General features: G+C 74.0%; 25 protein-coding genes. 10 read left to right on the top strand and 15 right to left on the bottom strand.

From position 1 onward, the window contains the following. Nucleotides 1-144: 144 nt before the first annotated feature. From KME75_RS15335 to KME75_RS15295, 9 genes are all read right to left on the bottom strand, one after another. Nucleotides 145-1,695: an alpha/beta fold hydrolase gene (locus KME75_RS15335; RefSeq protein WP_219415439.1), complete on the bottom strand. Its 1,551-nt coding sequence runs from the start codon at nt 1,693-1,695 to the stop codon at nt 145-147. Between the two features lie 214 nt (nt 1,696-1,909). Continuing rightward, nucleotides 1,910-2,599 (bottom strand): Asp23/Gls24 family envelope stress response protein, encoded by a 690-nt coding sequence (locus tag KME75_RS15330; protein ID WP_246632143.1) that lies wholly within the window; start codon nt 2,597-2,599, stop codon nt 1,910-1,912. Further along, the gene (locus KME75_RS15325; protein WP_219415438.1) at nt 2,596-3,135 is read right to left on the bottom strand and encodes a DUF6286 domain-containing protein; all 540 of its coding nucleotides are present in this window, start codon (nt 3,133-3,135) and stop codon (nt 2,596-2,598) included. The genes KME75_RS15330 and KME75_RS15325 overlap by 4 nt, the downstream gene beginning before the upstream one ends. A 50-nt stretch (nt 3,136-3,185) precedes the next feature. Beyond that, a complete protein-coding gene (locus KME75_RS15320; protein ID WP_219415437.1) occupies nt 3,186-3,560 on the bottom strand; it encodes an Asp23/Gls24 family envelope stress response protein in 375 nt (124 codons plus the stop codon). After that, the gene (locus KME75_RS15315; RefSeq protein WP_219415436.1) at nt 3,557-3,736 is read right to left on the bottom strand and encodes a hypothetical protein; all 180 of its coding nucleotides are present in this window, start codon (nt 3,734-3,736) and stop codon (nt 3,557-3,559) included. The genes KME75_RS15320 and KME75_RS15315 overlap by 4 nt, the downstream gene beginning before the upstream one ends. Before the next feature lie 57 nt (nt 3,737-3,793). Then, nucleotides 3,794-4,072, bottom strand: coding sequence for a hypothetical protein (locus tag KME75_RS15310; protein ID WP_308282799.1), 279 nt, complete (start codon nt 4,070-4,072; stop codon nt 3,794-3,796). Further along, nucleotides 4,069-4,404 carry a hypothetical protein gene (locus KME75_RS15305; RefSeq protein ID WP_219415429.1) on the bottom strand — a complete coding sequence of 112 codons (336 nt, stop codon included), beginning with the start codon at nt 4,402-4,404 and terminating at the stop codon, nt 4,069-4,071. Before KME75_RS15305 ends, KME75_RS15310 begins: the two co-directional genes overlap by 4 nt. Nucleotides 4,405-4,429: 25 nt before the next feature. Further along, entirely contained in the window at nt 4,430-4,915 is a 486-nt protein-coding gene (locus KME75_RS15300) for an Asp23/Gls24 family envelope stress response protein (RefSeq protein WP_219415427.1), read from the bottom strand. A 74-nt stretch (nt 4,916-4,989) separates the two neighbouring features. Then, nucleotides 4,990-5,751 (bottom strand): pyrimidine reductase family protein, encoded by a 762-nt coding sequence (locus KME75_RS15295; RefSeq protein ID WP_219415425.1) that lies wholly within the window; start codon nt 5,749-5,751, stop codon nt 4,990-4,992. Nucleotides 5,752-5,904: 153 nt separating this feature from the next. Here KME75_RS15295 and KME75_RS15290 point away from each other — a divergent pair, with 153 nt between their 5' ends. From KME75_RS15290 to KME75_RS15275, 4 genes are all read left to right on the top strand, one after another. Then, nucleotides 5,905-6,960 carry a FecCD family ABC transporter permease gene (locus KME75_RS15290; protein WP_372452604.1) on the top strand — a complete coding sequence of 352 codons (1,056 nt, stop codon included), beginning with the start codon at nt 5,905-5,907 and terminating at the stop codon, nt 6,958-6,960. Next, nucleotides 6,960-8,066, top strand: coding sequence for a FecCD family ABC transporter permease (locus KME75_RS15285; protein ID WP_246632142.1), 1,107 nt, complete (start codon nt 6,960-6,962; stop codon nt 8,064-8,066). The genes KME75_RS15290 and KME75_RS15285 overlap by 1 nt, the downstream gene beginning before the upstream one ends. Further along, nucleotides 8,063-8,905: an ABC transporter ATP-binding protein gene (locus KME75_RS15280; protein WP_219415423.1), complete on the top strand. Its 843-nt coding sequence runs from the start codon at nt 8,063-8,065 to the stop codon at nt 8,903-8,905. Before KME75_RS15285 ends, KME75_RS15280 begins: the two co-directional genes overlap by 4 nt. A gap of 69 nt (nt 8,906-8,974) precedes the next feature. Beyond that, nucleotides 8,975-9,574, top strand: coding sequence for a Uma2 family endonuclease (locus tag KME75_RS15275; RefSeq protein ID WP_219415421.1), 600 nt, complete (start codon nt 8,975-8,977; stop codon nt 9,572-9,574). A 60-nt stretch (nt 9,575-9,634) separates the two neighbouring features. Here KME75_RS15275 and KME75_RS15270 read toward each other — a convergent pair whose 3' ends face one another. After that, nucleotides 9,635-10,879 carry an NsdA family TPR-like regulatory protein gene (locus KME75_RS15270; RefSeq protein WP_219415419.1) on the bottom strand — a complete coding sequence of 415 codons (1,245 nt, stop codon included), beginning with the start codon at nt 10,877-10,879 and terminating at the stop codon, nt 9,635-9,637. 305 nt (nt 10,880-11,184) lie between these two features. Between KME75_RS15270 and KME75_RS15265 the strand changes: the two genes are divergently transcribed. Then, the gene (locus KME75_RS15265) at nt 11,185-12,030 is read left to right on the top strand and encodes a PPK2 family polyphosphate kinase (RefSeq protein WP_219415417.1); all 846 of its coding nucleotides are present in this window, start codon (nt 11,185-11,187) and stop codon (nt 12,028-12,030) included. A gap of 6 nt (nt 12,031-12,036) precedes the next feature. Here the strand turns inward: KME75_RS15265 and KME75_RS15260 are convergent, their stop codons facing one another. The 3 genes from KME75_RS15260 to KME75_RS15250 are packed head-to-tail and all read right to left on the bottom strand — an operon-like array spanning nt 12,037 to nt 14,853. Continuing rightward, complete coding sequence (locus tag KME75_RS15260) at nt 12,037-13,032, bottom strand: inorganic phosphate transporter (protein WP_219415415.1); 996 nt, start codon at nt 13,030-13,032, stop codon at nt 12,037-12,039. Further along, complete coding sequence (locus KME75_RS15255; RefSeq protein ID WP_219415413.1) at nt 13,033-13,668, bottom strand: DUF47 domain-containing protein; 636 nt, start codon at nt 13,666-13,668, stop codon at nt 13,033-13,035. A gap of 39 nt (nt 13,669-13,707) precedes the next feature. After that, on the bottom strand, nt 13,708-14,853 hold the full coding sequence (locus KME75_RS15250; protein ID WP_219415411.1) for an acyl-CoA dehydrogenase family protein: 1,146 nt from the start codon (nt 14,851-14,853) through the stop codon (nt 13,708-13,710). Nucleotides 14,854-14,950: 97 nt separating this feature from the next. Between KME75_RS15250 and KME75_RS15245 the strand changes: the two genes are divergently transcribed. Then, complete coding sequence (locus KME75_RS15245; protein WP_246632153.1) at nt 14,951-16,012, top strand: alpha/beta fold hydrolase; 1,062 nt, start codon at nt 14,951-14,953, stop codon at nt 16,010-16,012. A 171-nt stretch (nt 16,013-16,183) separates the two neighbouring features. Here the strand turns inward: KME75_RS15245 and KME75_RS15240 are convergent, their stop codons facing one another. Beyond that, nucleotides 16,184-16,879 carry a dienelactone hydrolase family protein gene (locus tag KME75_RS15240; protein WP_308282798.1) on the bottom strand — a complete coding sequence of 232 codons (696 nt, stop codon included), beginning with the start codon at nt 16,877-16,879 and terminating at the stop codon, nt 16,184-16,186. 135 nt (nt 16,880-17,014) lie between these two features. Here KME75_RS15240 and KME75_RS15235 point away from each other — a divergent pair, with 135 nt between their 5' ends. The 4 genes from KME75_RS15235 to KME75_RS15220 all read left to right on the top strand — a co-directional run bounded on the left by KME75_RS15235 (nt 17,015) and on the right by KME75_RS15220 (nt 22,096). After that, the gene (locus KME75_RS15235) at nt 17,015-18,397 is read left to right on the top strand and encodes an FAD-binding oxidoreductase (RefSeq protein ID WP_219415402.1); all 1,383 of its coding nucleotides are present in this window, start codon (nt 17,015-17,017) and stop codon (nt 18,395-18,397) included. After that, a complete protein-coding gene (locus KME75_RS15230; protein ID WP_219415446.1) occupies nt 18,397-19,644 on the top strand; it encodes an SAM-dependent methyltransferase in 1,248 nt (415 codons plus the stop codon). Before KME75_RS15235 ends, KME75_RS15230 begins: the two co-directional genes overlap by 1 nt. 52 nt (nt 19,645-19,696) lie before the next feature. Beyond that, on the top strand, nt 19,697-21,091 hold the full coding sequence (locus KME75_RS15225; RefSeq protein WP_219415400.1) for a WS/DGAT/MGAT family O-acyltransferase: 1,395 nt from the start codon (nt 19,697-19,699) through the stop codon (nt 21,089-21,091). Between the two features lie 75 nt (nt 21,092-21,166). After that, entirely contained in the window at nt 21,167-22,096 is a 930-nt protein-coding gene (locus KME75_RS15220) for a GNAT family N-acetyltransferase (RefSeq protein ID WP_219415399.1), read from the top strand. Between the two features lie 152 nt (nt 22,097-22,248). Here KME75_RS15220 and KME75_RS15215 read toward each other — a convergent pair whose 3' ends face one another. Beyond that, nucleotides 22,249-23,043: a fructosamine kinase family protein gene (locus KME75_RS15215; protein ID WP_219415396.1), complete on the bottom strand. Its 795-nt coding sequence runs from the start codon at nt 23,041-23,043 to the stop codon at nt 22,249-22,251. Nucleotides 23,044-23,083 lie beyond the last annotated feature (40 nt).

The raw sequence follows: 23,083 nt of genomic DNA, 5'->3' as shown, positions 1-23,083 counted from the left end.
CGATCCCTGACCCCGACGCCTCACCCCGGCGCGCCCACAAGCAGGCCGAGAAGCAGCAGAAGAACAAGAAGAAAGATCAAGAACGAGATTGGGGGTTGACCGGCCCCGCTCCTTCAGGGATGACACTTGTCCGCGGGTTCGGCGTCACGGTGGGCAGAGCGTGCCCGCCTGCGGCACGACGCCGTCGACCAGCATCGCGTCCACGGCGGCGCGGACGCACGGCGTGCGGGGATAGGCTCCGGTACTGGCTCCCTGCCAGTTCAGGAAGACGCCCGGGGCGATCGACTCGGCGGCGCGGCGGGACCCGTCCAGCGGGTTGGCCGGGTCGGCCGCGGTCCCGATGACGAGGATCGGGGGCGCGCCCTCCGCCCGCCCGGCAGCCGGCGCCGGCCCCCCGGTCGGCCACGGTGCGCACGCCAGCAGCCGCATCGCGAACGTCCCACCGAAGAGCGGGTAGGACGTCCGCCAGCTGGTCGCGAGGTCGGCGACCTCGCCCGGGGCCATCCGGCGGCGCGTGTCGTTGCAGGTGGTGGCGAGCATCGCGTCGAACCGGCCGCGCGGACCCGTCACCGGGTCGAGCACGGCGAGCAGCGGGCCGGGGTCACCGGTCCCCGCGGCGGCGAGCGCGGCGGCGAGCGCGGGCCAGCCCCGTGGCTCCCCGAGCCCGATCAGCAGGGCGGTGACGGTGGCGCCCGCGGTGAGCCTGCGCCCGTCCACGGCCGCCAGCGGCTGGGTCCGCAGCCGGTCGACCAGCGCGGTGACGGTGGCCCGCGGGTCGGCGCCGAGCGCACAGTCCGGCTGCCCCGTGCACGCGAGCGCGAACGCCGTGAACGCGGCCTCGGCGGCCGCCGCCTGCGTCTGAGCGAGGTCGGGCTGGTCGAGCGTGGGGTGCGGGGGCCCGTCGAGCACCAGGCGCCCGACGGCCCGGGGCGCGGTGCGGGCCCAGACGGCCAGCGCGCCGGCCCCGTCGCCCGTCCCCACCGCAGAGAGCTGGTCGACGCCCAGCGCTGCGCGCAGCAGCTCGACGTCGGCGGCCGTGGCCGCGGTGCGGTAGCCGGTGAGCCCGCCGTCGAGCGCGAGGTTGCACTCCTGGACGACCGCGCGGGCCTCCTCGAGCAGCGCGGCGAGGGCGGGGGCGGTCGCGGCTCCGGTGCCCGCGTCCACGAGCGCGGCGCGGGCGGTGTCCGGGGCGCAGTCCAGGACGTCCAGGCCGGAGCCGCGACGGTCCAGCCCGACGAGGGTGAAGCGCTCCAGCAGCGCCGGTGACACCTGCCCGGCGACGATCGCGGCGTGCCGGGCCGACGGCTCCTGTGCGGTGTCGCCGAGCACCAGCAGCGGCGGCCGGTCCTCGGGGGCGTCGGCCAGGCCGACGCGCAGCACGCCGAGCGTCACCCCTCCCATGCCGGACTGGTCCGGGTCGGCGGGCACCGTGATCTCACCGCAGTCCATGCGCAGCTGCCGGTCCGCCGGGATCGGGGTGGGCAGCGTGACGAGGGTGTCCTCGGTGCACTCGTAGAACGGGATCGCCGCCCGCTGCTCCTGCGGCTCGGGCAGCATCTCGGCCTCGTCCGGCGCGAGCGTGGGGCCGGCCGCCGGGGGCATGCTCTCGCCGCGCACCGCCACCGGTGGCCGCTGGGAGGGGCCGACGGTGCAGCCCGCCACCAGCGCGACGAGGCACCCCAGGACGACTGCCACCGCGCGGTGCGGTGCTCGTGCCACGTGCCCTCCCGGTCCTGCTGGTCGGGTACACGGTGCCGCACTGGCGGTGTGGGGACGGTGAACGGGAACCCAGCCGGCCGAGCACGCCGGCAGATGCCGGCAAGGTGGCGATACTGTCACTGGACGGCAGTATCGCCACCTTGCTGCCATTCGGGGCCGGGGGTGCCGCCTTCCGCCCACGATCCACGGACTACGCCACGCGGGGCGGTGCGCTGCCCGAGTCGAGCTCCAGCCGCACCGCCACGGGCAGTGCGGCGAGCCCAAGCGAGTCGCGGGCGGGGCCGAGGACCTCGTCGTTCAGGCGATCGAGGACGTCCCGGACGTCGGCGTCGTCGGCGAGCCACAGGGTGATGCGCAGGGCCGGGGCGGTGTCGCCGCCCACCATGCGGGCGCGCGCCCGGCCGACCCCGGCGAGGCCCTGGGCCTGGCTGCCGACCGCCTCGGCGACGGCGTGCGAGCTCACGACGATCGCGGTGTCCTGGCCGCCGTCGAGCACGACGTCGGGCCTGCGTTCCGGGCGCAGCGACCGGGCGGCCCAGACCAGGCCGAGCACGAGCAGCAGCACGCCCACGACGACGGCCACGACGCGCGCGACGAGGGGCTGGGCGCGCAGCGCGTCGACGATCACCGGGTCCAGCAGGGGACGGCCGGCCCGGCCGGCGCCGAACACGCCGTAGGACAGCAGGGCGACCAGAACGCCCGCGGCGAGCAGGATCAGCCCGATCAGGGTCGTGAGCGACCGGTCGCGGGCCGCGGAGCGGGCGATCGCGGCGCGGGCCCGCCTGCGCAGCGTCGCGGGCCGCGGTGCCGGCTCCACGGGGGCAGGCGGCTCGGGTCCGATCGGGGTGGTCTTCTCGAGGTCGACCGGTCCGGGCATCATCGGGGTCCCTTCCGCTCCTGCACCGACACCGCGACGCGGGGGCGTCGGTGCAGCGGGAGCTGGTCGATCAGCTCGGTCACCTCGGTGCGGACCGCGTCCCGCAGGTCGGGGGTGGCGGCGCCCCAGCTCTGTGCGGACACGGCGACCCGGTGCCGGGACGCGGTGACCGACGCCGCGGCCACGTCGTCGGTGGCGCGCACGCGCCTGCCGACGAGCCGGGCGAGCACGCGGGGCGTGGTGGTCACGGTGACCTCCGGGACCGGCCCGTCGAGCGTGATGTCGGAGCGCCGGGCCATGACGCCGAGCAGGACGAGCAGGAGCCCGACGACGGCCACGCCGATCGCGATGGCGGGCACCGGGCTCTGCGCCCAGGTCACGTCCTCGAGCACCGCGCGCCAGTCGCGCCACGGCACGACCACGCCGGTGGCGGCGTCCGGGCGCACCCACGCGGCGACGACCTCGATCACGACGAGGACGCCCACGGCGGCGAGTGCGAGGCCGAGCAGCGGGGCGAGCACCCGCAGCAGCACGCGCATGTCGTTCCTCCTGGGCTTCTGGGGCGGCCTCCCGCCGGGCGGGGAGGTCGTCAGCGGGTTCGGGCGGCGCCCGTGGGGGCGCCGCGCAGCCCGGCGACGGTGACGGTGAGGGCGCGGACCCGGTGACCGGCGAGCCGCTGCAGCTCGTCGCCCACCTTCGCGCGCACCGCGGCGACGACGGACCGGACCGGGGCGGGGTACTGCAGGGTGAGCTCCAGGCGCACGTCGACGGCGCGGGCGTCACCCGACCCGGTGATGATCTTCGCGCTGGCGCCGGTCTCGCCCACGTCGATCCCCGCGAGCCGCCGTTCGTGGCGCAGCGTGCCCTGCACCTGGTCCGCGGCGTGCTCGACGATCTTGCGGAGGACGGACGGGTGGATCTCGAGCCGGCCGCGGTCCTCCACCGCGACCCCGTTTTCGCTCACCGGTCCCGACCCCGTCCGAGCACGGCGTTGATGTCGAGCTGACCGTCCAGGACCCGGCCGACGACGAGGCCGATCGCGCCCACGATCAGCACGATCAGGAAGGCGTCGAAGCCGCCGAAGGCCCCGGCGAGGCCGAGGATCAGGCCGGCGAACAGACCGGTCTGCGTGCCGTTCATCTGGTTCTCCTCACGCTGGTGGGTGCGCTCAGGTTCCCGGGAGCACCGTTGCCGGGGTCACTCCACGCGGCGCCGCCTGCGGCGGTGCCAGGTCCGGATCAGGGCGACGCCCACGCGCACCGGCAGCGACATCGGCGGCACCACCTCGACGGGGGCGTCGTAGCGCGCGTCGTCGGGGTGGTCGGCGTTCGCCTCGGCGAGGGACCGGAACCGGGCCAGGCCGGCGACGAAGACGTCCGGGTCGCCGCCCCGGTCCGGGTGGTTCTCGCGGACGAACGCGCGGTAGGCCGCCCGCTCCCGGGCGCGCATCGCCGCGGCGCGGTCCTCGTCGCTCACTCCGTTTCCCCGTGGAGTGCGACGTCGGCGACGGTGATGTCGACCGCCGCCCCGCCGCACATCCCGGAGACCTCCCGCCGCAGGCTGCGCACCACGTCGGGGATGGGCCGGTCGAGGTAGAGCACCACGCCCACCTCGACCGGCTCGTCGCCCTCGCCGACGCGCACCCCGGTGAGCCGCCGCCCGGGGAGGTAGGTGGCGACCGCGCCGAACATGCCGCCGTCCAGCCGTGCGACCGCGGGATGGGCGGTCACGGTGGCCGCGATGCGCTCGGCGAGCGCGGCCGGGTCGGCGGAACCGGTGGACGCCTGCACCTGGTCGTCCTTCCTCATCGGAGCAGCGGCGGCGGGACCGGGGTCACTCGACCCGTGCGGTCGGGGCCGGAGGCTGCTCGTCACCGTTGTCGGTGTCGGGCAGGTGGATGTCGTTGACGGCGATGTTGACCTCGATGACCTCGAGGCCCGTCATCCGCTCCACCGCGTTGATCACGTTGCGGCGCACGGCGCGGGCGAGCTCGACGATCGAGGCGCCGTACTCCACGACGATGTCGAGGTCGACCGCCGCCTGCTTCTCACCCACCTCGACCTGCACGCCCGCGATGTTCGCCGCGCCCGTGCTGCCACCGCCCGGGATGCGCTCGCGGATCGCGCCGAACGCCCGGGAGACGCCGCCGCCCATCGAGTACACGCCCGAGATCTCGCGGGCCGCGATGCCGGCGATCTTCTGGACGACGGACGCCGCGATCGTGGTCTTGCCCTGCGAGGTGTCGTCGGCGAGCCGGGCCGGTGAGGAGGACGTGGTCGAGGGGGCCTTCGTCGTGGCGGTCGCCGTGTTCTCGCTCATCGCGCGCTCCTTTGTCATGTCGCTCTGCATGGTCGTCAGTACGACGCTGGCACCCGGGGTGCCCTCCCGGGAAGTCACACGATCGGAGTAGCTCGCCGGTACCGCAGCACGAGCGTCCCCTCCTCGTGCAGCGCTCCGACCAGCTGCAACGGACGTGGGTGCGTGCCCTCGGGTCCGACGGCGATCCGGCCTGCGGTCCCGCCGGTGAGCAGCGGGGTCACCGTCAGGCAGAGCTCGTCCACGGCGTCGGCGGCCACGAGCTCGCCGAGCAGTGTGGGACCGCCCTCGCACAGCACGCGGTGCAGGCCGCGCCGGGCCAGCTCGCCCAGTACGAGGTCGGGGGTGAGGCGTTCGAGCACGACGACCTCGCCGCCCGCCTCGGCGATCCGCTCGCGGCGCTGTGCCGGGGCGCTGTCGAGGGTGAGGACGATCGGCGGCACCGCGGTGTCGGTGAACAGCCTGCTGCCCGGGTCCAGGTCGGCCGAGCCGGTGACCACCGCGATCGCGGGCGGCAGGTCGCGGCCGCGGGTGGGCCGCCGGGCGCCCCGGTAGTCCTCGGCACGCACGGTCCCCGCGCCGACGAGCACCACGTCGGCCAGCTCGCGCAGGAGCACGAACACCCGGTGGTCGGCGGGGGAGCCGAGCCCGCCGGAGCGGCCGTCGACCGACACGGCGCCGTCCACGCTCGCCACGAAGTTGACGCGCACCCAGGGGGCGGTGAGCCCGTCGGGGTAGGCGTAGTGCGCGGCGAGCGCGGCATCGTCGAGGGGTCCGTCGAGCGGCTCGTCGGACCGGCCACCGGTCCCGGTGTCGGCGGGCGGCAGCAGGCGGTGCATCCCACCATCCCAACACGTGACGCAGATCCCGACCGGGCGACGCGGCGGAACCGCCGCCCACGTTGGTTCCTAGGGCAGCCTCACCTATGGTGAGCGAAGCCCTTTCAGCAACGCCCGTTCGAGCACGCCCGACGCGACCCCGGAGGATCGTTGGTGACGAAGACTCCGGTGGTCGCCGCGCAGCCGGCCCCCGCACCGCCGGCCGGACGCCCGCTGCGGGCGCGCCGGCTGCTCGGGCTCGCGCTGCTGGTGGTCGTGCTTGCCGGCTGCTGCCTGGCCAGCATCGCCGTCGGCGCGAAGGCGATCCCGCTCGGCACGGTCTGGGACGCGCTGATCGCGCCCACCGGCACCGAGGACGACATCGTCGTGCGGGCGCTGCGGCTGCCGCGCACGCTCCTGGGCGTGCTGGTGGGCGCCGCACTCGGCATGGCGGGTGCGCTGATCCAGGGCCACACCCGCAACCCGCTGGCCGATCCCGGGCTGCTGGGCGTCAACGCCGGTGCGGGGTTCCTCGTGGTCATCGGGATCTACGTCTTCGGCGTCACCAGCCTCTACGGCTACATCTGGTTCGCCTTCGTGGGTGCGCTCGGGGCCAGCGCCGCGGTGTTCGTGCTCGGCTCGGTCGGGCGCGGCGGGCCCACCCCGGTGGCGCTCGCGCTGGCCGGCACGGCGGTCACGGCGCTGCTGCTGGCGCTCACGTCCGCGATCATCCTCATCGACGTCCAGACGCTCGATGCGTACCGCTTCTGGGCCGTCGGCTCGCTCGCCGGGCGCGACGCCGAGATCGCGGGCCAGGTGGTGTGGTTCCTGCTGGTGGGGGCGGCGATCGGGCTCGCCGGCTCGCCTGCGTTGAACGCGCTGGCCCTCGGCGACGACGTCGCCCGCTCGCTCGGGCACTCCGTCCTGCGCACGCGGGTGCTCGGCATCGTCGCGATCACCCTGCTCGCCGGCGGGGCCACGGCCGCGTGCGGCCCGATCGCGTTCGTCGGACTCGTGGTGCCCCACATCGTGCGTGCGTTCACCGGGCCCGACTACCGCTGGCTGCTGCCGGCGTCGGCCCTCGCGGGTGCCGTGCTGCTGCTGCTGGCCGACATCATCGGCCGCGTGGTCGTGCGCCCGGGTGAGCTGCAGGTCGGGATCGTGCTGGCGCTGGTCGGCGGGCCGTTCTTCGTGTGGCTGGTGCGCAGGCGGAAGATGGTGGCGATCTGATGGCCGTCCTCGACAAGCCGGCGTCGCCGCGTCGCCCGCCGATGCGCGTGGCGGGCCGCCCGGCGCTGCGGCTCGGGCGGTTCTCGGTCGTGTGGCGGCCGCGCTCGGTACTCGTACTGGCGATCGGCACCGCGGTGCTGGTGCTCGCGATGGCGGTCAACATCGGCCGCGGCGAGTTCCCGATCAGCGTCGGCGAGGTGCTCGCGGTGCTCCTCGGCGGCGGCGAGCAGGCCCAGCAGTTCATCATCCTGGAGCTGCGGCTGCCCCGGTCGCTCACCGGCGCGCTCGTCGGGGCCGCGCTCGCCGTCGCGGGGGCGATCACCCAGTCGATCGCCCGCAACCCGCTGGCGAGCCCCGACCTCATCGGCTTCACCGCGGGCGCCAGCGCCGCCGCCGTGTTCGTGATCGTGCTCGGCGGCGGGTTCGGCACCGTCGGGGCGGTCTTCGCCGCGGCCGGGCTGCCGGTCGCCGCGCTGGTCGGCGGACTGGTCACCGCCACCGCGATCTACCTGCTGGCCTGGCGGCGCGGGGTGCAGGGCTTCCGGCTGGTGCTGGTCGGCATCGGCATCCACGCGATGCTGATCGCGGTCGTGCACTGGCTGCTCGTGGTGGCCGAGGTGTTCGAGGCCGCCCGCGCCTACGTCTGGCTCAACGGCAGCCTCAACGCCCGCGGCTGGGAGCACGTCGTACCGGTGGCGGTGGCGCTCGCGGTCCTGGTGCCCGCCGCGCTCCTGCTCGCCCACGTGCTGGGCGGCCTGCAGTTCGGCGACGACACCGCACGCGGGCTGGGCATTCCGGTCGACCGCGCGCGCACCGGTCTGCTGTTCGTGGCCGTCGGGCTGGCCTCGGTCGCCACGGCGGCCGCGGGCCCGATCGCGTTCGTGGCGCTGGTGGCGCCCCAGATCGCCCTGCGGCTGGTCGGGTCGGCCCGGCCCCCGATCGCCGCGTCACTGGTGATCGGGGCTTCCCTCACCGTCGTCGCCGACCTCATCGCCCGTAGCGCGTTCGGGGCCACCGAGCTGCCCGTCGGGATCGTCACGGCGGTGCTCGGTGCGCCGTACCTGCTGTTCCTGCTCGCCCGTCACGGCCGGAGGGCCCGCGCATGACCCAGACCGACGTGGAGACCGCCGTGCCGGCCCAGGAAGCCCCGACCGTCCGGCTGCGCGCCGAGGAGGTGCGGCTGGGCTACGGCGAGCGCACCGTGGTCGACGGGCTGGACCTCGACGTCGTCGCGGGCACGATCACCGCCGTCATCGGCCCGAACGGGTGCGGTAAGTCCACCTTGTTGCGGGCGCTGGGCCGGCTGCTCAAGCCCTCCGGCGGCCAGGTGCTGCTCGACGGCAAGCGGATCGACCGGATCCCCACCCGCGAGGTCGCGAAGGTGCTCGGGCTGCTGCCCCAGGCGCCGACAGCGCCGGAAGGCCTTACCGTGGGCGACCTGGTGGCCCGCGGCAGGCACCCGCACCAGGCCTGGTACCGGCAGTGGTCGGCCGACGACGAGGACGCCGTCGCGCAGGCGCTGGAGTGGACCGGGATCTCCGACCTCGCCGAGCGCCCCGTCGACGAGCTGTCCGGCGGGCAGCGCCAGCGCGCCTGGATCTCCATGGCGCTCGCCCAGGGCACCGACCTGCTCCTGCTCGACGAGCCCACCACGTTCCTCGACCTGGCCCACCAGGTCGACGTCCTGGAGCTCGTCCGGCGACTGCACTCCGAGGCCGGCCGCACGGTCGTCATGGTGCTGCACGACCTCAACCTCGCGGCCCGCTACGCCGACCGGCTGGTCGCGATGCGCGAGGGCAGCATCGTCGCGGCGGGGGAGCCGGCCGAGGTGATCACCGAGCCACTGCTCGCCGAGGTGTTCGGGCTCGCGGCGCGCGTGATCCCGGACCCGGTGGCCGGCACGCCGCTCGTCGTCCCGATCGGGGGGCACTCCAGGACGTCCTGAGACCTGGCCGGTGTCGCATGTCACCATGTCCCCGCCGATGGCCTGCGACGACGTGAGAGGTGGCCTGCTGTGGACGTGTTCGACCACGAGGGGCCCTGGACCGAGGACGCCTACCTCGCACTGGCCCACGACGGCCGCGTCGAGGTGGTGGACGGCACCCTGCTCGTCGGGCCGCACGTCACCGAACGGCGGGCCGCTGTCGTGGACCGGGTGCGGAAGGCCGTGGCGGCCGCGCTCCCCGAGGGCCTGCGCGTCGTCGGCCCGGTGCCGCTGCGCCTCGGACCGGACTGCGTGCTGGTGCCCGACCTGGTCGTCACGGCGGCGGGGGAGGACCTCACCGGGGACACCCCGGAGGACTCGGCCGCCCGGGTGCTCGACGGCACCGCGGCGCTGATGGTGATCGAGGTCGTCGGCCGCGACCACGGGGCCGCCGACCGCATGTTCAAACCGCAGCTCTACGCCCGCAGCCGCATCCCGTACTCGCTGCTGATCGACCACGACGTCCCGTTCGCCGTCGCGGAGCTCATCATCGGCGGGCGGTACCACGAGTACGCGGAGGCGGGCGGGGACCGGCCGCTGCGCATCGAGGAACCGTTCGTGCTGGAGATCGACCTGCGCGCGGCCACTGAGGCCCAGCCGGAGGCGGGCAGCCCGGCGGCCACGGCGTAGGGCAGGCCACGGGCGAACGGCCAGGGCGTTCGCCTCGGTGTTCCCCCACGTTCCCGTCGCTCAGGGCCCCTGTCGTGACCGCGCGCCCCGCACGCGCTCGTGCAGCTCCGCGACCTCGGCGACGTCGCGGTGGTCGGCCAGCACGTCATCCAGCTCCGCCACGCGCCAGGCGTTCGACGGCACCAACCGGCCGGAGTCCGCGGCGAGCATGCCCAGGTGCGCGGCCTCGTCCGGGCGCCCGTCGCGGGCCAGGATCAGCCCCAGGTCGACGCGGGCGGTGGCCAGCCGCCGGGCCGGTCCATCCGCGTAGCGGGCGGCGACCTCGCGGGCCACGTGCTCGCCCGCGGGGTCACCGAGCCAGGCCAGCGACGTGGCGGTGTAACCGTCGAGCTTGCGCCCGTCGAACACGAAATGGTGATCACGTGGGCGGCCGCCGCACTGGTGGTCCACACCCGCCTCCGCCCGCGCTAGCCCCGCGCGCACCGTCGCGCCGTCGCCGAGCCGGGCCGCGGCGCGGGCCCGCTGGGCGGACAACTGCACTGCAGCTGACGTACCGGTCGGGGCGAGCGCCTCACCCTGGGCGGCAAGCCGGGCCGCGCGCGGCCAGTCCTGGTCGATCAGCGCGGTCCAGGTCGCGACCTCCACCGCCCACGCAACCAGCTCGGGGTGCTCGGTCTCCCGTCCCAGGGACGCCGCGGACGCGCGGGCCGCCGCCGCGCCGGCCCGCTCACCCAGGTCGACGAGCACCGTGGCGCCCAGCAACGCCAGCCACCCACCGGTGACGAGCAGGCGCCGCCGTTGAGCCAGCGTGGTGCGCCGGTCCAGCAGCGCCGACACCTCTGCGGCGCGGCGGCGCACCTGCACCAGCAGCTCGTTCGGGGGCGTGCTCGCATAGGCCCGCGCGAGCAGCTCGGCGACCTCCTCCAACGACTCCACCGCCGCGGCGCCGACGTCGGACACCTCCGCGCGGGCGGCCAGCTCCAGCAGCCCGTCGGGGACGTAGGCGGGTGGCAGGGAAGCGCCGCCGCTGTTGGCATGGGCGGGCGGATGGAAGCCGAGCACGGCGTCGGTGTCGATGCCGAGAACGGCGCGCAGCGCTGCCCGGTACTCCTCGCCGGGCCAGCGGATCGCGCCGCGCTCCAGCTTGGCCACGTAATGGGCGTCCACGGGTGCCACGCGGCCGGTGCGCCGGTAGATCTCAGCGGCCATCAGTTCGGCCAGCTCGCCACGGCTGAGCGGGTGGCCGGGCGTACGGGCCGACGGGTGCGCCCCTCGCGCGGCCCGCAGCTGTCGGTTCGGCTCCACCCAGATCCCTCCCCATGGGATCCCCGCGATCGTCCCTGCCTCCTCGGTCGAGACCGAACAACCGTAGCCGGAGTGGCTGCACTCTTGGCGTGGATCAAGCGGTGGTTCCGGCCCGGACGCCATCGGCTACCCCGCGGCGCCGAGATGCACCCACTCGTCGGCAGCCCCCGGGCCCGCACGCCGCGCGGCCGCGGGCCCGGGAGGCACCACCACGTGTAGCTTCGATCCGGCGATGACGGAGACGGCCCCCGGCGCATGTGTTCGCCGCGCGGCACCACGCTGCCAGCGCGGTTAGGGTCGGCGGGATGGGGAGCACCGCACGCGAGACTTTCCGGGTGGCCGCCGATCCCGACCTGGCCGCCCTCGACCCCCGGGGCACGCCCATCGGCCCGCAGGACAAGGCGGCGGCCGCCGAGGCCATGCGCGCCCTCGACGACAGGCTCGACGACCTGCAGGAAGCCCTCTACGCCGAGGCGACCGGCGGGGGCACCCGGTCGGTCCTGCTCGTCCTGCAGGGGATGGACACCTCCGGCAAGGGCGGGGCGATCCGGCACGTCGCCGGGCTGATGAACCCCCTCGGGCTGCAGATCGCCTCGTTCAAGAAGCCCACCCCCGAGGAGCTCGAGCAGCACTTCCTCTGGCGGATCCGCCCGCACGTCCCCGCGCCGGGGCAGATCGGGGTGTTCGACCGTTCGCACTACGAGGACGTGCTCATCGCCCGGGTCGACGACCTCGTCCCGGAGGAGGTCTGGGGCGGCCGCTACGCCGAGATCAACGCGTTCGAGGCGGACCTCGCCGCGCGCGGAGTCACGATCGTCAAGTGCATGCTGCACATCTCGCCGAAGGAGCAGGCGGAGCGGCTGCTCGCCCGGCTGGACAACCCCGGCAAGCGCTGGAAGTACAACCCGGGCGACCTGGACGCGCGGGCGAAGTGGCCCGCCTACCAGGAGGCCTACGCCGACGCGCTGCGGCACTGCGACACCGACGCCGCGCCCTGGTACGTGGTGCCGTCGGACCGCAAGTGGTACCGCAACTGGGTCGTCGCGCAGCTGCTGGCCGAGACGCTGGGGGAGATGGACCCGAAGTTCCCGCCGGCCACCATCGACGTCGACGCCGAGCGCGCCCGGCTCGCGGCGAGCGTGATCGCCTAGCGGGGGTCAGACCGCCAGCGCGTGGAGCGCCCAGAACGCGAGCGCCGCGGCCAGTGCCGCCATCGGGATCGTCAGCACCCAGGCCACCACGATGTTGCCCGCCACGCCCCAGCGCACCGCCGACAGCCGCTTCGTCGCGCCGACGCCGAGGATCGACGACGTGATCGTCTGCGTCGTGGAGATCGGTGCGGCGAAGGCGAACGCGGTGGTGTAGAGCACCGCCGACGCCGTGGCCTCGGCCGCGAAGCCGCGCGGCGGGTCGAGGTCGATGATCCGACGCCCGAGCGTGCGCATGATCCGCCAGCCGCCGGCGTAGGTGCCCGCCGACAGCGCGCCCGCGGCGAGCACGACGACCCACCACGGGACTTCGAAGCCCTGGTGGTAGCCGCCGACCACAAGCGCGAGCACGATCACGCCCATCGTCTTCTGGGCGTCCTGGAGGCCGTGGCCCAGCGCCATCGCGGCCGCGGACACCGTCTGGGCGTGGCGGAAGCCGCGGGTCAGCCGGTGCGGCCTGCGGTTGCGGAAGATCCACAGAATCGTCGTCATCAGCAGCGCGGCCAGAGCGAACCCCACCACCGGCGACACGACCATCGGGATCACGACCTTCTCGAGCACCCCGTTCCACTGCACCCCGCCCGCAGAGGCGAGCGCGGCCCCGACGAGGCCGCCGATCAGCGCGTGCGACGACGACGAGGGCAGCCCGAACCACCAGGTGATCAGGTTCCAGGTGATGGCGCCGACCAGCGCGGCCAGTACGACCACCAGGCCCGACATGCCCTGAGGCGCATCGATGATGCCGCTGCCGACGGTGGAGGCGACCTCGGTGCCGAGGAACGCCCCGATCAGGTTCATCACTGCGGCCATGGCGAGTGCGACCCGCGGCGTGAGGGCGCGGGTCGCGATCGAGGTGGCGATGGCGTTCGCCGCGTCGTGGAAGCCGTTCGTGTAGTCGAACACGAGCGCCACCACGATCACCACGATGATCGTGGCGAGTTCCACTCAGGACTCCTTCACCGCGATGCTCTCGACGGTGTTGGCCACCGTCTCGAACGCGTCGGCCGCCTGCTCGAGCGTCTCGACGACCTCCTTGACCTTCAGGACCGAGAGCACGTCGGCCGGCGGGGCGTCATCGGGCGGCGCGAGCAGGTCGCCCAGCAACGCCCGGTAGGCCACGTCGCCTTCGTCCTCCAGCGAGTTGACGTGCACCCAGTACTCGCGCAGCTCCGCCATCGTCGCCAGGTGGGGCATCGCCTCCGCGGTGGCCGCGGCAGCCCGCTGCAGCACCGCGACCTGGGTGCGCACGCCGGCGGGGAGATCGCCGAGCCGGTAGAGCACGATCCGGTCGGCGGCCTCCTCCATCAGGTCGACCACGTCGTCTAGGGACGAGGTGAGGCGGTAGATGTCCTCCCGGTCGAACGGCGTCACGAACGTGGAGTTGAGCTTGACGAGGATCTCGTGGGTCAGCGCGTCGCCCGCGTTCTCCGCGTCCTTCACCCGCTTCGCGATGATCGGCCGCTCTGCCGGCTCGGCCGCCACCAGGGCGGCAAGCTCGTCGGCGGCGCGGACGATGTTCTCAGCCGCGCGGGTGAACAGGGGGTAGAAGCCGCGTTCGTGCGGCGTCAACCTGAAGGCCATGGCGCGTTATACCCCGAACGGCCGAGTTTCAGCCGGAACCTATCCGAGGAGTGACCGCCCGATGATCTCCTTCATGATCTCGTTGGTGCCGCCGTAGATGGCCTGCACCCGGGAGTCGACGAACGCCTTCGCGATCGGGTACTCGAGCATGTAGCCGTACCCGCCGTGCAGCTGGACGCAGCGGTCCACCACGCGCTTCTGCACATCGCTGGCCCACCACTTGGCCTTGGCCGCGTCCGGCACCGACAGCGCGCCGGCGACGTGCTCGGTGATGCACCGGTCCACGAAGGCCTGCGTCACACTGACCTCGGTGTCCATCTCGGCGAGCTCGAAGCGGGTGTTCTGGAAGGTGGCGACCGGCCTGCCGAATGCCGCTCGCTCCTTCGTGTACGCCACGGTCAGCTCCAGCGCCCTCGCTGCCCCCGCCGCGCTGCCCACGGCGATCGAGAGTCGCTCCTGCGCCAGGTTCTGCATGAGGTGGATCAGGCCGCCGCCCACCTCGCCGAGCACGTTCGCGGCGGGCACGCGGACGTCGGTGAACGACAGCTCCGCAGTGTCCTGCGCCTTCATGCCGACCTTCTCCAGCCGCCTGCCGCGCTCGAAGCCCGGCATCCCGCGCTCCACCACGAGCAGGCTGAAGCCGCGGCTGCCGGCGTCCGGGTCGGTCTTCGCCACGACGATCACGAGGTCGGCCATGATCCCGTTGGTGATGAAGGTCTTCGACCCGTTGAGGATCCAGTCCCCGCCCGGCTCCTGGCGCGCGCTCGTCCGGATGCCCTGCAGGTCCGAGCCGGTGCCCGGCTCGGTCATGGCGATCGCGGTGATCGTCTCGCCCGAGCAGAAGCCGGGCAGCCAGCGCTGCTTCTGCTCGTCGGTGCACAGCCGGAGCAGGTAGGGCGCCACCACGTCGTTCTGCAGGGGGAAACCGATCCCGCTCGCCCCGGCCCGGGTGAGCTCCTCCAGCAGCACCGCGTTGTAGCGGAAGTCCGGCACGCCGCCGCCGCCGTACTCCTCGGGCACGTCCATGCCGAGCAGGCCGGCCTTGCCCGCCGCCTGCCAGACCTCGCGGCTGACCTGTCCGTCGCGCTCCCACTGGTCGTGGTGGGGCGTCACCTCGTTGGCGATGAACGTGCGCGCCAGGTCCCGGAAGGCGTCGTGCTCGGCCTCGAAGATGTCCCGCTGCATCGGCGCAGTCTCACATACTCGCGGGTAACTTCGGAACGTCCGCGCCCCCGAGGCGCTCCGGGGCGCAACCCGGTCGGTAGCGTCCGTCGCCGTGGACCTGTCGGCCGGCGTGGCGAACCTGTGGGACAAGGCCCACGGCGGTGTCGCCGACCTGCGGCGGATGCCCCGCGACCGGATCGACATGGGGACGAGCGGCACGCTGTACCGCTACCGCCCGATCCAGGGCGTCGCGCCCGCCGACGGGCCGCCGGTGCTGCTGGTCCCACCGCTCGGGGCGCCCGACTTCGCCTACGACCTGCGCCGCGGCTGCTCGCTCATCGAGCACCTGCTCCGCACCGGTCGCACCGTCCACCTCGTCGACCACGGCCCGATCTCGTTCGCCGACCGCCGCCTGGGCATGGAGCACTGGGTGGACGACGTGGTGCCGTGGGCGGCGCGGGCCGTCGCCGAGGACACCGGCGGCGGGGGCGTGCACCTGCTCGGCTGGTCGCTCGCCGGGATCTTCTGCACGCTGGCCGTCGCGGCGGCGGTCGAGGCGGGCGCGCCGCTGCCGGTGCAGACGCTGACCGTGATCGGGAGCCCGGTCGACATCTCGGCGGTCCCGCTCGTGGCGCCGCTGCGGCCGCTCGCGACGCTCGCGGGCGGCCCGCTGTCGGCCGTCTACCAGGCGGTCGGGAGCTTCCCGCCGCCGGTGGTGAGCGCGGTGTTCCACCTGACGGCCGTCGACCGGCTCGTGACGCGGCCGCTCACGCTGCTGTCGCGGTTCGACGACCGCGACTTCCTCGCCCAGGTCGAGGCCGTCGACCACCTCATGAACAACATGCACGGCTACCCGGGCCGGGTGTTCGGGCAGATCTTCCACCTGCTGCTGCGCAACAACGACCTGGCCGACGGCAAGCTCGCGCTCGGCGGGCGCTCGATCCCGCTCGCGGCGGTCGACGTCCGCACCCTCGTGGTGGCCGGCCGCAGCGACGTGATCGCCCCGCTGCGCGCGGTGCAGAAGCTCACCGGCCTGCTGACCGGGGCACCGGAGGTCCGGTTCACGACCGCCCCCGGCGGGCACCTCGGGGTGCTCACCGGCCGGGATGCCCGCACCACGACCTGGCAGGAGCTGGACGCCTTCCTCGCCGGCCACGCGCCGACACCGACGCCCCGCTGAGCACTACTACGTGGACCTCGCTCGGCGAGGTGCCCGGCGACGGCACGGGGCCGCACCGACCCCGACCCCGACCGCGGCGCCGACGTCGGGGAGGAGACCGCCGACGAGACCAGCGCCGTGATCAGCGGGTCGTGGGAGGGCGAACGCGCGCACAGGCGCGGCCGGGGCGGCTCAGGCCACGTTCGCCCGCAGGAACTCCAGGGTGCGTCGCCAGGCCAGGTCGGCCTGCTCCTTGTCGTAGGTGCCCAGCAGGTTCTCGTCGTTGAAGAACGCGTGGCCCGCGGGGTACTGGTGGAACTGCGGCGTCACCCCGGACTCGGCCTCGATGCGCTCGGCCAGTGCGCGCACCGAGTCGGGGTCGGCCATCGTGTCCTGCTCGCCGAAGTGACCCAGCACCGGGGCGGTGAGGCCGGCGAAGTCCGGGAAGTCCTCCTTCAGCACGCCGTAGAACGGCACCGCGGCGCCGATCTTGTCGCCCTGCTGCGCCGCGAGCACGAGGACGAAGCCGCCGCCCATGCAGAAGCCGACCGCACCGACGGTCGAGGAGGTGACGGCCTCGTGGCCCAGGAGGTAGTCGACCGCGCCGCCCAGGTCGCGCGCGGCGCTCTCCACCGGCAGCTTCGCCATCAGCTCGCCGGCCTCGTCGGAGTCGTGGGTCGTCGCGCCGCCGTACAGGTCGGGGGCGAGGGCGACGAAGCCCTCCGCGGCGAACCGGTTGGTGACGTCGGCAATGTGGCTGGTGAGGCCCCACCACTCCTGGATCACGACGAGGCCGGGTCCGCTGCCGGACTCCGGCATCGCGAGATATCCGTGGGCGGTGTTGCCGTTGCTCGGGTACGTGACGTTCTGCAGCGAGTTCTCGGACACGGCCGACATCACATCACGAGGACGCCCGATCCGCCGGGCCGCGGGCCGCACTCCGATCGGACGAGTTCCGGTGTGACCAACAGGCCCTGATCAAGTGGTTGGGCAGCCGGGCCACATCGGACTAGCGTCCCTCCCATGAGCGTGGCCGGAACCTCCCCAGCCCCCACCACGGTCGCCCCGGCAGCGCACGCCGCCGCCGTCGCCGAACTGGTACGCCAGTACCGGGCCCTGCCGCCGGGCACCCGGGTGCGGTTGGGCAAACGGACGTCGAACCTGTTCCGGTTCGGCGCCCCGCCCGCGCATCTGCTCGACACGTCCGGGCTCACCGGCGTCATCGGCGTCGACCCGGTGGCCCGCACCGCCGAGGTGCAGGGCATGACCACCTACGAGGACCTGGTCGCCGCCACGCTGCCGCACGGGCTGATGCCGATGGTCGTGCCCCAGCTGAAGACGATCACGCTCGGTGGCGCGGTCACCGGCCTCGGGATCGAGTCGACGTCGTTCCGGCACGGCCTGCCGCACGAGTCGGTGCGCGAGATGGACGTGCTCACCGCCGACGGCGAGGTGATCACCGCGACGCCGGACGGCGAGCACGCCGACCTCTTCGCGGGGTTCCCGAACTCCTACGGCACCCTCGGCTACGCCCTGCGGTTGGTGATCGACCTGCTGCCGGTGGCGCCATACGTGCGGCTGGAGCACCGGCCCGTCGCCAACCGCGACCTGACGCAGAAGATCACCGAGGTGTGCGGGCCGGACGCCCCCGACTTCATCGACGGCACCGTGTTCGCCCCGGGCGAGCAGTACCTTACCCTCGGCACCTTCACCGACGACCCTGGCCCCGGCCCCAGCGACTACACCGGCCGGCAGGTCTTCTACCGCTCCATCCGCGAGCGCACGGTCGACCACCTGACGGTGCACGACTACATCTGGCGCTGGGACACCGACTGGTTCTGGTGCTCCCGCGCCCTCGGCGTGCAGAACCCGGTGGTGCGAAGCCTGTGGCCGCGCAAGTACCGCCGCTCGGACGTCTACCGCCGGATCGTGGCGCTCGACCGGCGCACCGGGCTGAGCGGGCGCGTGCGGAACCTGGCCGGGAAGCCCGCCGAGGAGCCGGTGATCCAGGACGTCGAGATCCCCGTGGAGCGGCTGGCGGAGTTCCTCGACGCCTTCCACACCGACATCGGGATCAGTCCACTGTGGCTGTGCCCGCTGCGGCTGCGGGGGGAGCGGTCCTGGCCGCTCTACCCGATGGAGCCCGATCGACTCTACGTGAACGTGGGGTTCTGGTCGTCGGCACCGGAGGTACCCGGATGTCCCGATGCCCACAACCGGCGGGTGGAGGAGCTCGTCGGGGACCTCGGGGGCCACAAGTCCCTCTACTCGACCGTCCACTACGGCGAGCGCGAGTTCTGGGACCGCTACAACGGGCCCGCCTACCGTGCGCTGAAGGAGCGCTACGACCCGCACGGACGGCTGCCCGACCTCTTCTCCAAGGTGACCGGATCAGGGAGGGCATGATGCAGGTCGCGGAGATCCTCACCGGGGTGGTGGGGAGGGACGTCCCGGTCCGGGTCGTCGGCTACGACGGCAGCAAGGCGGGCCCCGACAGCTCCGAGGTGGCGCTGCGCATCACGTCGCCGCGGGCGCTGGCCCGGCTGGCCACGGCGCCCGGCACGCTCGGGCTGGCCAGGGCCTACGTCGAGGGCGAGATAGAGGTCGAGGGCGAGCTGTACACGCTGCTCGACGTGATGGCCGACCTCACGCTGCACGACATCCCGCGCAGCGAGCAGGTCCGGCTCGCGCGCACGTTGCTGCCGATGTGGCTGCGGCATCGAATGCCTCCACCGGACCTGGAGTACCGGCCGCCGGGTCGGCTGCACTCCAAGGCGCGCGACCGCAAGGCGATCTCCCACCACTACGACGTGTCCAACCGCTTCTACGAGTGCGTGCTCGGGCCGTCGATGACCTACACGTGCGCGGTCTACCCGCACGACGGCGCGACCCTGGAGGAGGCGCAGGCCACCAAGTACGAGCTGGTGGCGCAGAAGCTGGCGCTCGAACCGGGCATGCGGCTGCTCGACGTCGGCTGCGGCTGGGGCGGGATGGTCATGCACGCCGCGGCCGAGCACGGCGTCAAGGCGCTCGGGGTGACGCTCTCGCGCAACCAGGCCGAGTGGGCACAGGCGGAGATCACCCGTCGCGGCCTCGACGGGCTCGCCGAGGTGCGCCACCTCGACTACCGCGACGCGCCCGAGTCGGAGTTCGACGCGATCAGCTCGATCGGGCTCACCGAGCACATCGGCAAGGACAACCTGCCGTCGTACTTCGCCTCCCTGTACGCGCGCCTGCGGCCCGGCGGGCGGCTGCTCAACCACTGCATCACGCAGCCCCACACGCCGCGGGCGCGCCGGCTGGACCCGTTCATCGCGCGGTACGTCTTCCCCGACGGCCAGCTCGAGCCGGTGGGGCACCTCGTCTCGGTCATGAACGACGCGGGCTTCGAGATCCGGCACGAGGAGAACTTCCGCGAGCACTACGCGCGCACCCTCGCCGGGTGGGGCGACAACCTCGAGGCGCACTGGGACGAGGCGGTGGCCGAGGTGGGGATCGGCCGGGCACGGGTGTGGCGGCTGTACATGGCGGCGTGCCGGCTCGGGTTCGAGCGCGACAACATCCAGCTGCACCAGGTGCTGGGGGTCAAGCTCGACTCCCACGGGCGGGCCGGTTTCCCGCTGCGCGGCTTCGCCGCCCGTGAGCGGATATGAGTGCTCCAGCACTCGTATCCACTCACGACCCCGGTTCGGGAGAATAGGCGGCGTGGCCGACCGCCTGTCCCCGCTGGACGCGTCGTTCCTGTTCGCCGAGCACCGCACGGCGGCGATGCACGTGGGCGCCGTGATGACGTTCGCGCCGCCCGAGTCCGGCTTCGACGCCGAGGCGTTCACCGCGCTGATCGGCAGCCGGCTCGCGCTCGTGCCGCGCTACCGGCAGAAGCTGCGGGAGGTGCCCGGCCGGCTCGGCCTGCCGGTCTGGGTGGATGACCCCGACTTCGACCTGGCCTTCCACGTGCGGCGCTCGGCGTTGGCCGCGCCGGGCACCGAGGACGTCCTGCGCGAGCTGGTGGGCAGGCTGCTCGCCCGGCAGCTCGACCGCAGCAGGCCGCTGTGGGAGGTCTACCTCGTGGAGGGGCTGGCCGACGGGCGGTTCGCCGTCGTCACCAAGACCCACCACGCGATGGTCGACGGGCTCGCATCGATGGACATCGGGGCGGCGCTGCTCGACCTCACCCCGCAGCCCCGGGAGACCCCACCGGACGACTGGCGGCCCGCCCCGGAGCCGCCCGCGGTGCAGCTCGCGGCGTCCGCCGTCGCGGAGGCGCTGCGCAGGCCCCGCGTCGCCGTCGACGTCGCAGGCCGGGCGCTGGCCGACGTGCGGGAGGCCGCCGCGGCCGTCGGGCGCACGGTCGAGGGCGTGGTGGCGGCCGGGCGGAGCGCGGCGGCGACGCGTCCGCTGTCGCCGCTCAACGCCGCCACGGGCGCACAGCGGCGCTACGGCATGGCGCGCACGGCGCTGGCGGAGCACCGCGCCGTGCGCAAGGCGCACGGGGGCACCGTCAACGACGTGGTGCTCGCCGTGGTCACCGGCGGGCTCCGGCGGTGGATGATCAGCCGCGGGGAGCCGCTGACCGCAGCCACCGCCGTGCGCGCGATGGTGCCGGTGAGCGTGCGCGCCAGGGCGCGGGGCGCGAGCGGGCCCGCCGGCAACAGCATCTCCGCCTACATCGTGGACCTGCCCGTCGCCGAACCCGACCCGGTGGCGCGGCTCGCGATCCTGCGGGACGCGATGGAGGTGCACAAACGCAGCGGGCAGGCCGTGGGCGCGACCGCGCTGATCGGGCTCGTCGGGCTCGCCCCGCCGATCGTGCACAGCCTTGGCACTCGGCTGGCCAGCCAGTACTCCAGCAGGCTCTACAACGTGCTCGTCACGAACGTGCCGGGGCCGCCGCGCCCGCTGTACGCGATGGGCGCCCGGATGCTCGACATGTACCCGGTCGTGCCGCTCGCCGGCGGCCAGGCCGTCGCCATCGGGATCACCTCCTACGACGGCGGCGTGCATTACGGGCTCACCGCCGACCGCGACGCGATGCCCGACGTCGACGTGCTCGCGTCCGCGATGGAGGAGTCGCTGGCCGAACTGGTGGACAACACCTGACCCGACCGGGCGAACGGGCTAGACCCGCTGCGTCGTTCGACCTAACGGCTATCTCGGCTACGGCATCCTGCCCGGATGGAGATCGAGGTGCGTCCGCTCACGGAGACCGACCTGGACGGCGCCGAGCAGATCGTCCGTGACGCCTTCGGCGACTTCCTCGGCCTCGACGTGTTCGGCGACACCGCCCTGCTGCACACCCGGTTCCACGCGCTGCACACCGTCTCGCTCGGGGCGTTCGCCGACGGTGAGCTCGCGGGCGCCACGGTCGCGACCCGATGGGGCAGCGTCGCGTACTTCGGCCCGCTCGCCGTGGCCCCGAAGCGGTGGGGCAACGGGATCGGCCGCCGGCTGGTCGAAGCGACGACGGACGTCCTCGCCGCATGGGACGCCGCCCACCAGGGCCTGTTCACGTTCGCGCAGAGCCCGCAGCACCACGGGCTCTACCAGCAGTTCGGCTTCTGGCCGCGGTTCCTCACCGCGATCATGTCGCTGCCGGTGTCCGGACGGGCCGCGGTGGCGCTCGGTTGGCGGATGTCGGCCGCGGCGCCCCAGGACCGGGCCGGTCTCGTGGCGGGCTGCGCCGCCGTCACCGCGGCCGTCCTGCCCGGTCTCGACGTCACCGGTGAGATTCTCGCGGTGCTCGACCAGGGCCTCGGGGAGGTCGTCCTCGTGGGCGAGCCCGAGGCGCCGCGCGGGTTCGCCGTCTGCCACACCGGAGCGGGCACGGAGGCGGGCAGCGGAATCACCTACATCAAGTTCGCGGCGGTCCTGCCCGGCCCGGGCGCGGCACAGGCGTTCGCCGCACTGCTGGACGCCTGCCGGGACTACGCCGCCTCCGCGGGCGCGCGCCGGCTCGTGCTCGGCGTCAACACGGCCCGCCACGACGCCTACCGTCACCTCGTCCGGGCCGGCTTCCGCACCGACACGTCGGGCGTCACGATGCACCGCCCGAACGAGCCCGGCTACGACCGCGAGGACGTCTACCTGCTCGACGACTGGCGCTGACCCCGCGGTCGGCACGAACTGGCGCGCGAGTCGCCCGGCTTCGCCGCGCGAGTCGCCGGTTTGGACGCACGAGTCGTCCGGCTTGGACGCGCGAGTCGTCCGGTTTGGACGCGCGAGTCGCCTGGTTTCGACGCGCGATTCGGCTGCCCGGATCAGGACCGCAGGGCCGCCCGCGCCGCGGCCACCGCCTGCGCGGCGTACCCGCCGCCGAACAGCACCACGTGCACCAGCAACGGGAACAGCTGGTGCAGCGGTACCCGGGCGCGCCATCCGTCGGCGAGCGGGGCGGCCTCGTCATAGGCGGCGAGCACGACGTCGAGGTGTGGGCAGCCGAACAGCGCCAGCATGGCGAGGTCGGTCTCGCGGTGCCCGCCGTGGGCGGCCGGGTCGATCAGCCACGGCGCGTCGTCCGACCACAGCACGTTGCCCGACCACAGGTCGCCGTGCAGCCGTGCGGGCGGCTCCGCGGGGCCGGCCAGCGCGGGCAGCCGTTCGCACACCTGCTCGACGACGGCGGCGTCATCGCTGGTCAGCTCGCCGGCGTCGCGGGCCGCACGCAGGTAGGGCAGCACCCGGTCGGCCGCGTACCACTCGGGCCAGGTCGGGGCCGCCGTGTTGCGCATCGGTGCCCGGCCGATCCAGGCGTCCGCGGGTCCGTCGGGCGGGGCCGCGCCGAAGGCGGGAGCGCCGGCGGCGTGCATGCGGGCGAGCGCGCGGCCCAGGTCCGCCGCGGCATCCGGGTCGGGGCGGCCGGCGGGCACGAACTTGGTGACCAGCCGCCCGTCATCCGCGGACAGGACCTCGGGAACCGGCGGTCCGCCGGGAACCCGCAGCCAGCGCAGCCCGGCCGCCTCCGCCGCCACGGCGGTCGGTGCCGCCGACTTGGCGAAGGCGGTCCGGCCGTCGGGGAGCGTCACCCGCCCGAGGCCGCCGGGGAACTCAGTCATGGCCGATCTTCCCGGACGCCACCGATCCGTGCCGACTCAC

Origin of the sequence: Pseudonocardia nigra, from assembly GCF_019396355.1 — a bacterium.
Lineage (GTDB): Bacteria > Actinomycetota > Actinomycetes > Mycobacteriales > Pseudonocardiaceae > Pseudonocardia > Pseudonocardia nigra.
The sequence above is the reverse complement of the archived record's forward strand: the minus strand, read 5'-3'. Positions and strand labels throughout refer to the sequence as shown.

Excerpts from the sequence above, each read along its gene's own strand:
- KME75_RS15330 (WP_246632143.1), bottom strand. The coding sequence starts at position 2,599 with ATGATGCCCGGACCGGTCGACCTCGAGAAGACCACCCCGATCGGACCC.
- KME75_RS15325 (WP_219415438.1), bottom strand. The coding sequence starts at position 3,135 with ATGCGCGTGCTGCTGCGGGTGCTCGCCCCGCTGCTCGGCCTCGCACTC.
- KME75_RS15315 (WP_219415436.1), bottom strand. The coding sequence starts at position 3,736 with ATGAACGGCACGCAGACCGGTCTGTTCGCCGGCCTGATCCTCGGCCTC.
- KME75_RS15305 (WP_219415429.1), bottom strand. The coding sequence starts at position 4,404 with ATGAGGAAGGACGACCAGGTGCAGGCGTCCACCGGTTCCGCCGACCCG.
- KME75_RS15300 (WP_219415427.1), bottom strand. The coding sequence starts at position 4,915 with ATGAGCGAGAACACGGCGACCGCCACGACGAAGGCCCCCTCGACCACG.
- KME75_RS15295 (WP_219415425.1), bottom strand. The coding sequence starts at position 5,751 with ATGCACCGCCTGCTGCCGCCCGCCGACACCGGGACCGGTGGCCGGTCC.
- KME75_RS15285 (WP_246632142.1), top strand. The coding sequence starts at position 6,960 with ATGGCCGTCCTCGACAAGCCGGCGTCGCCGCGTCGCCCGCCGATGCGC.
- KME75_RS15280 (WP_219415423.1), top strand. The coding sequence starts at position 8,063 with ATGACCCAGACCGACGTGGAGACCGCCGTGCCGGCCCAGGAAGCCCCG.
- KME75_RS15265 (WP_219415417.1), top strand. The coding sequence starts at position 11,185 with ATGGGGAGCACCGCACGCGAGACTTTCCGGGTGGCCGCCGATCCCGAC.
- KME75_RS15255 (WP_219415413.1), bottom strand. The coding sequence starts at position 13,668 with ATGGCCTTCAGGTTGACGCCGCACGAACGCGGCTTCTACCCCCTGTTC.
- KME75_RS15250 (WP_219415411.1), bottom strand. The coding sequence starts at position 14,853 with ATGCAGCGGGACATCTTCGAGGCCGAGCACGACGCCTTCCGGGACCTG.
- KME75_RS15235 (WP_219415402.1), top strand. The coding sequence starts at position 17,015 with ATGAGCGTGGCCGGAACCTCCCCAGCCCCCACCACGGTCGCCCCGGCA.
- KME75_RS15230 (WP_219415446.1), top strand. The coding sequence starts at position 18,397 with ATGCAGGTCGCGGAGATCCTCACCGGGGTGGTGGGGAGGGACGTCCCG.
- KME75_RS15220 (WP_219415399.1), top strand. The coding sequence starts at position 21,167 with ATGGAGATCGAGGTGCGTCCGCTCACGGAGACCGACCTGGACGGCGCC.
- KME75_RS15215 (WP_219415396.1), bottom strand. The coding sequence starts at position 23,043 with ATGACTGAGTTCCCCGGCGGCCTCGGGCGGGTGACGCTCCCCGACGGC.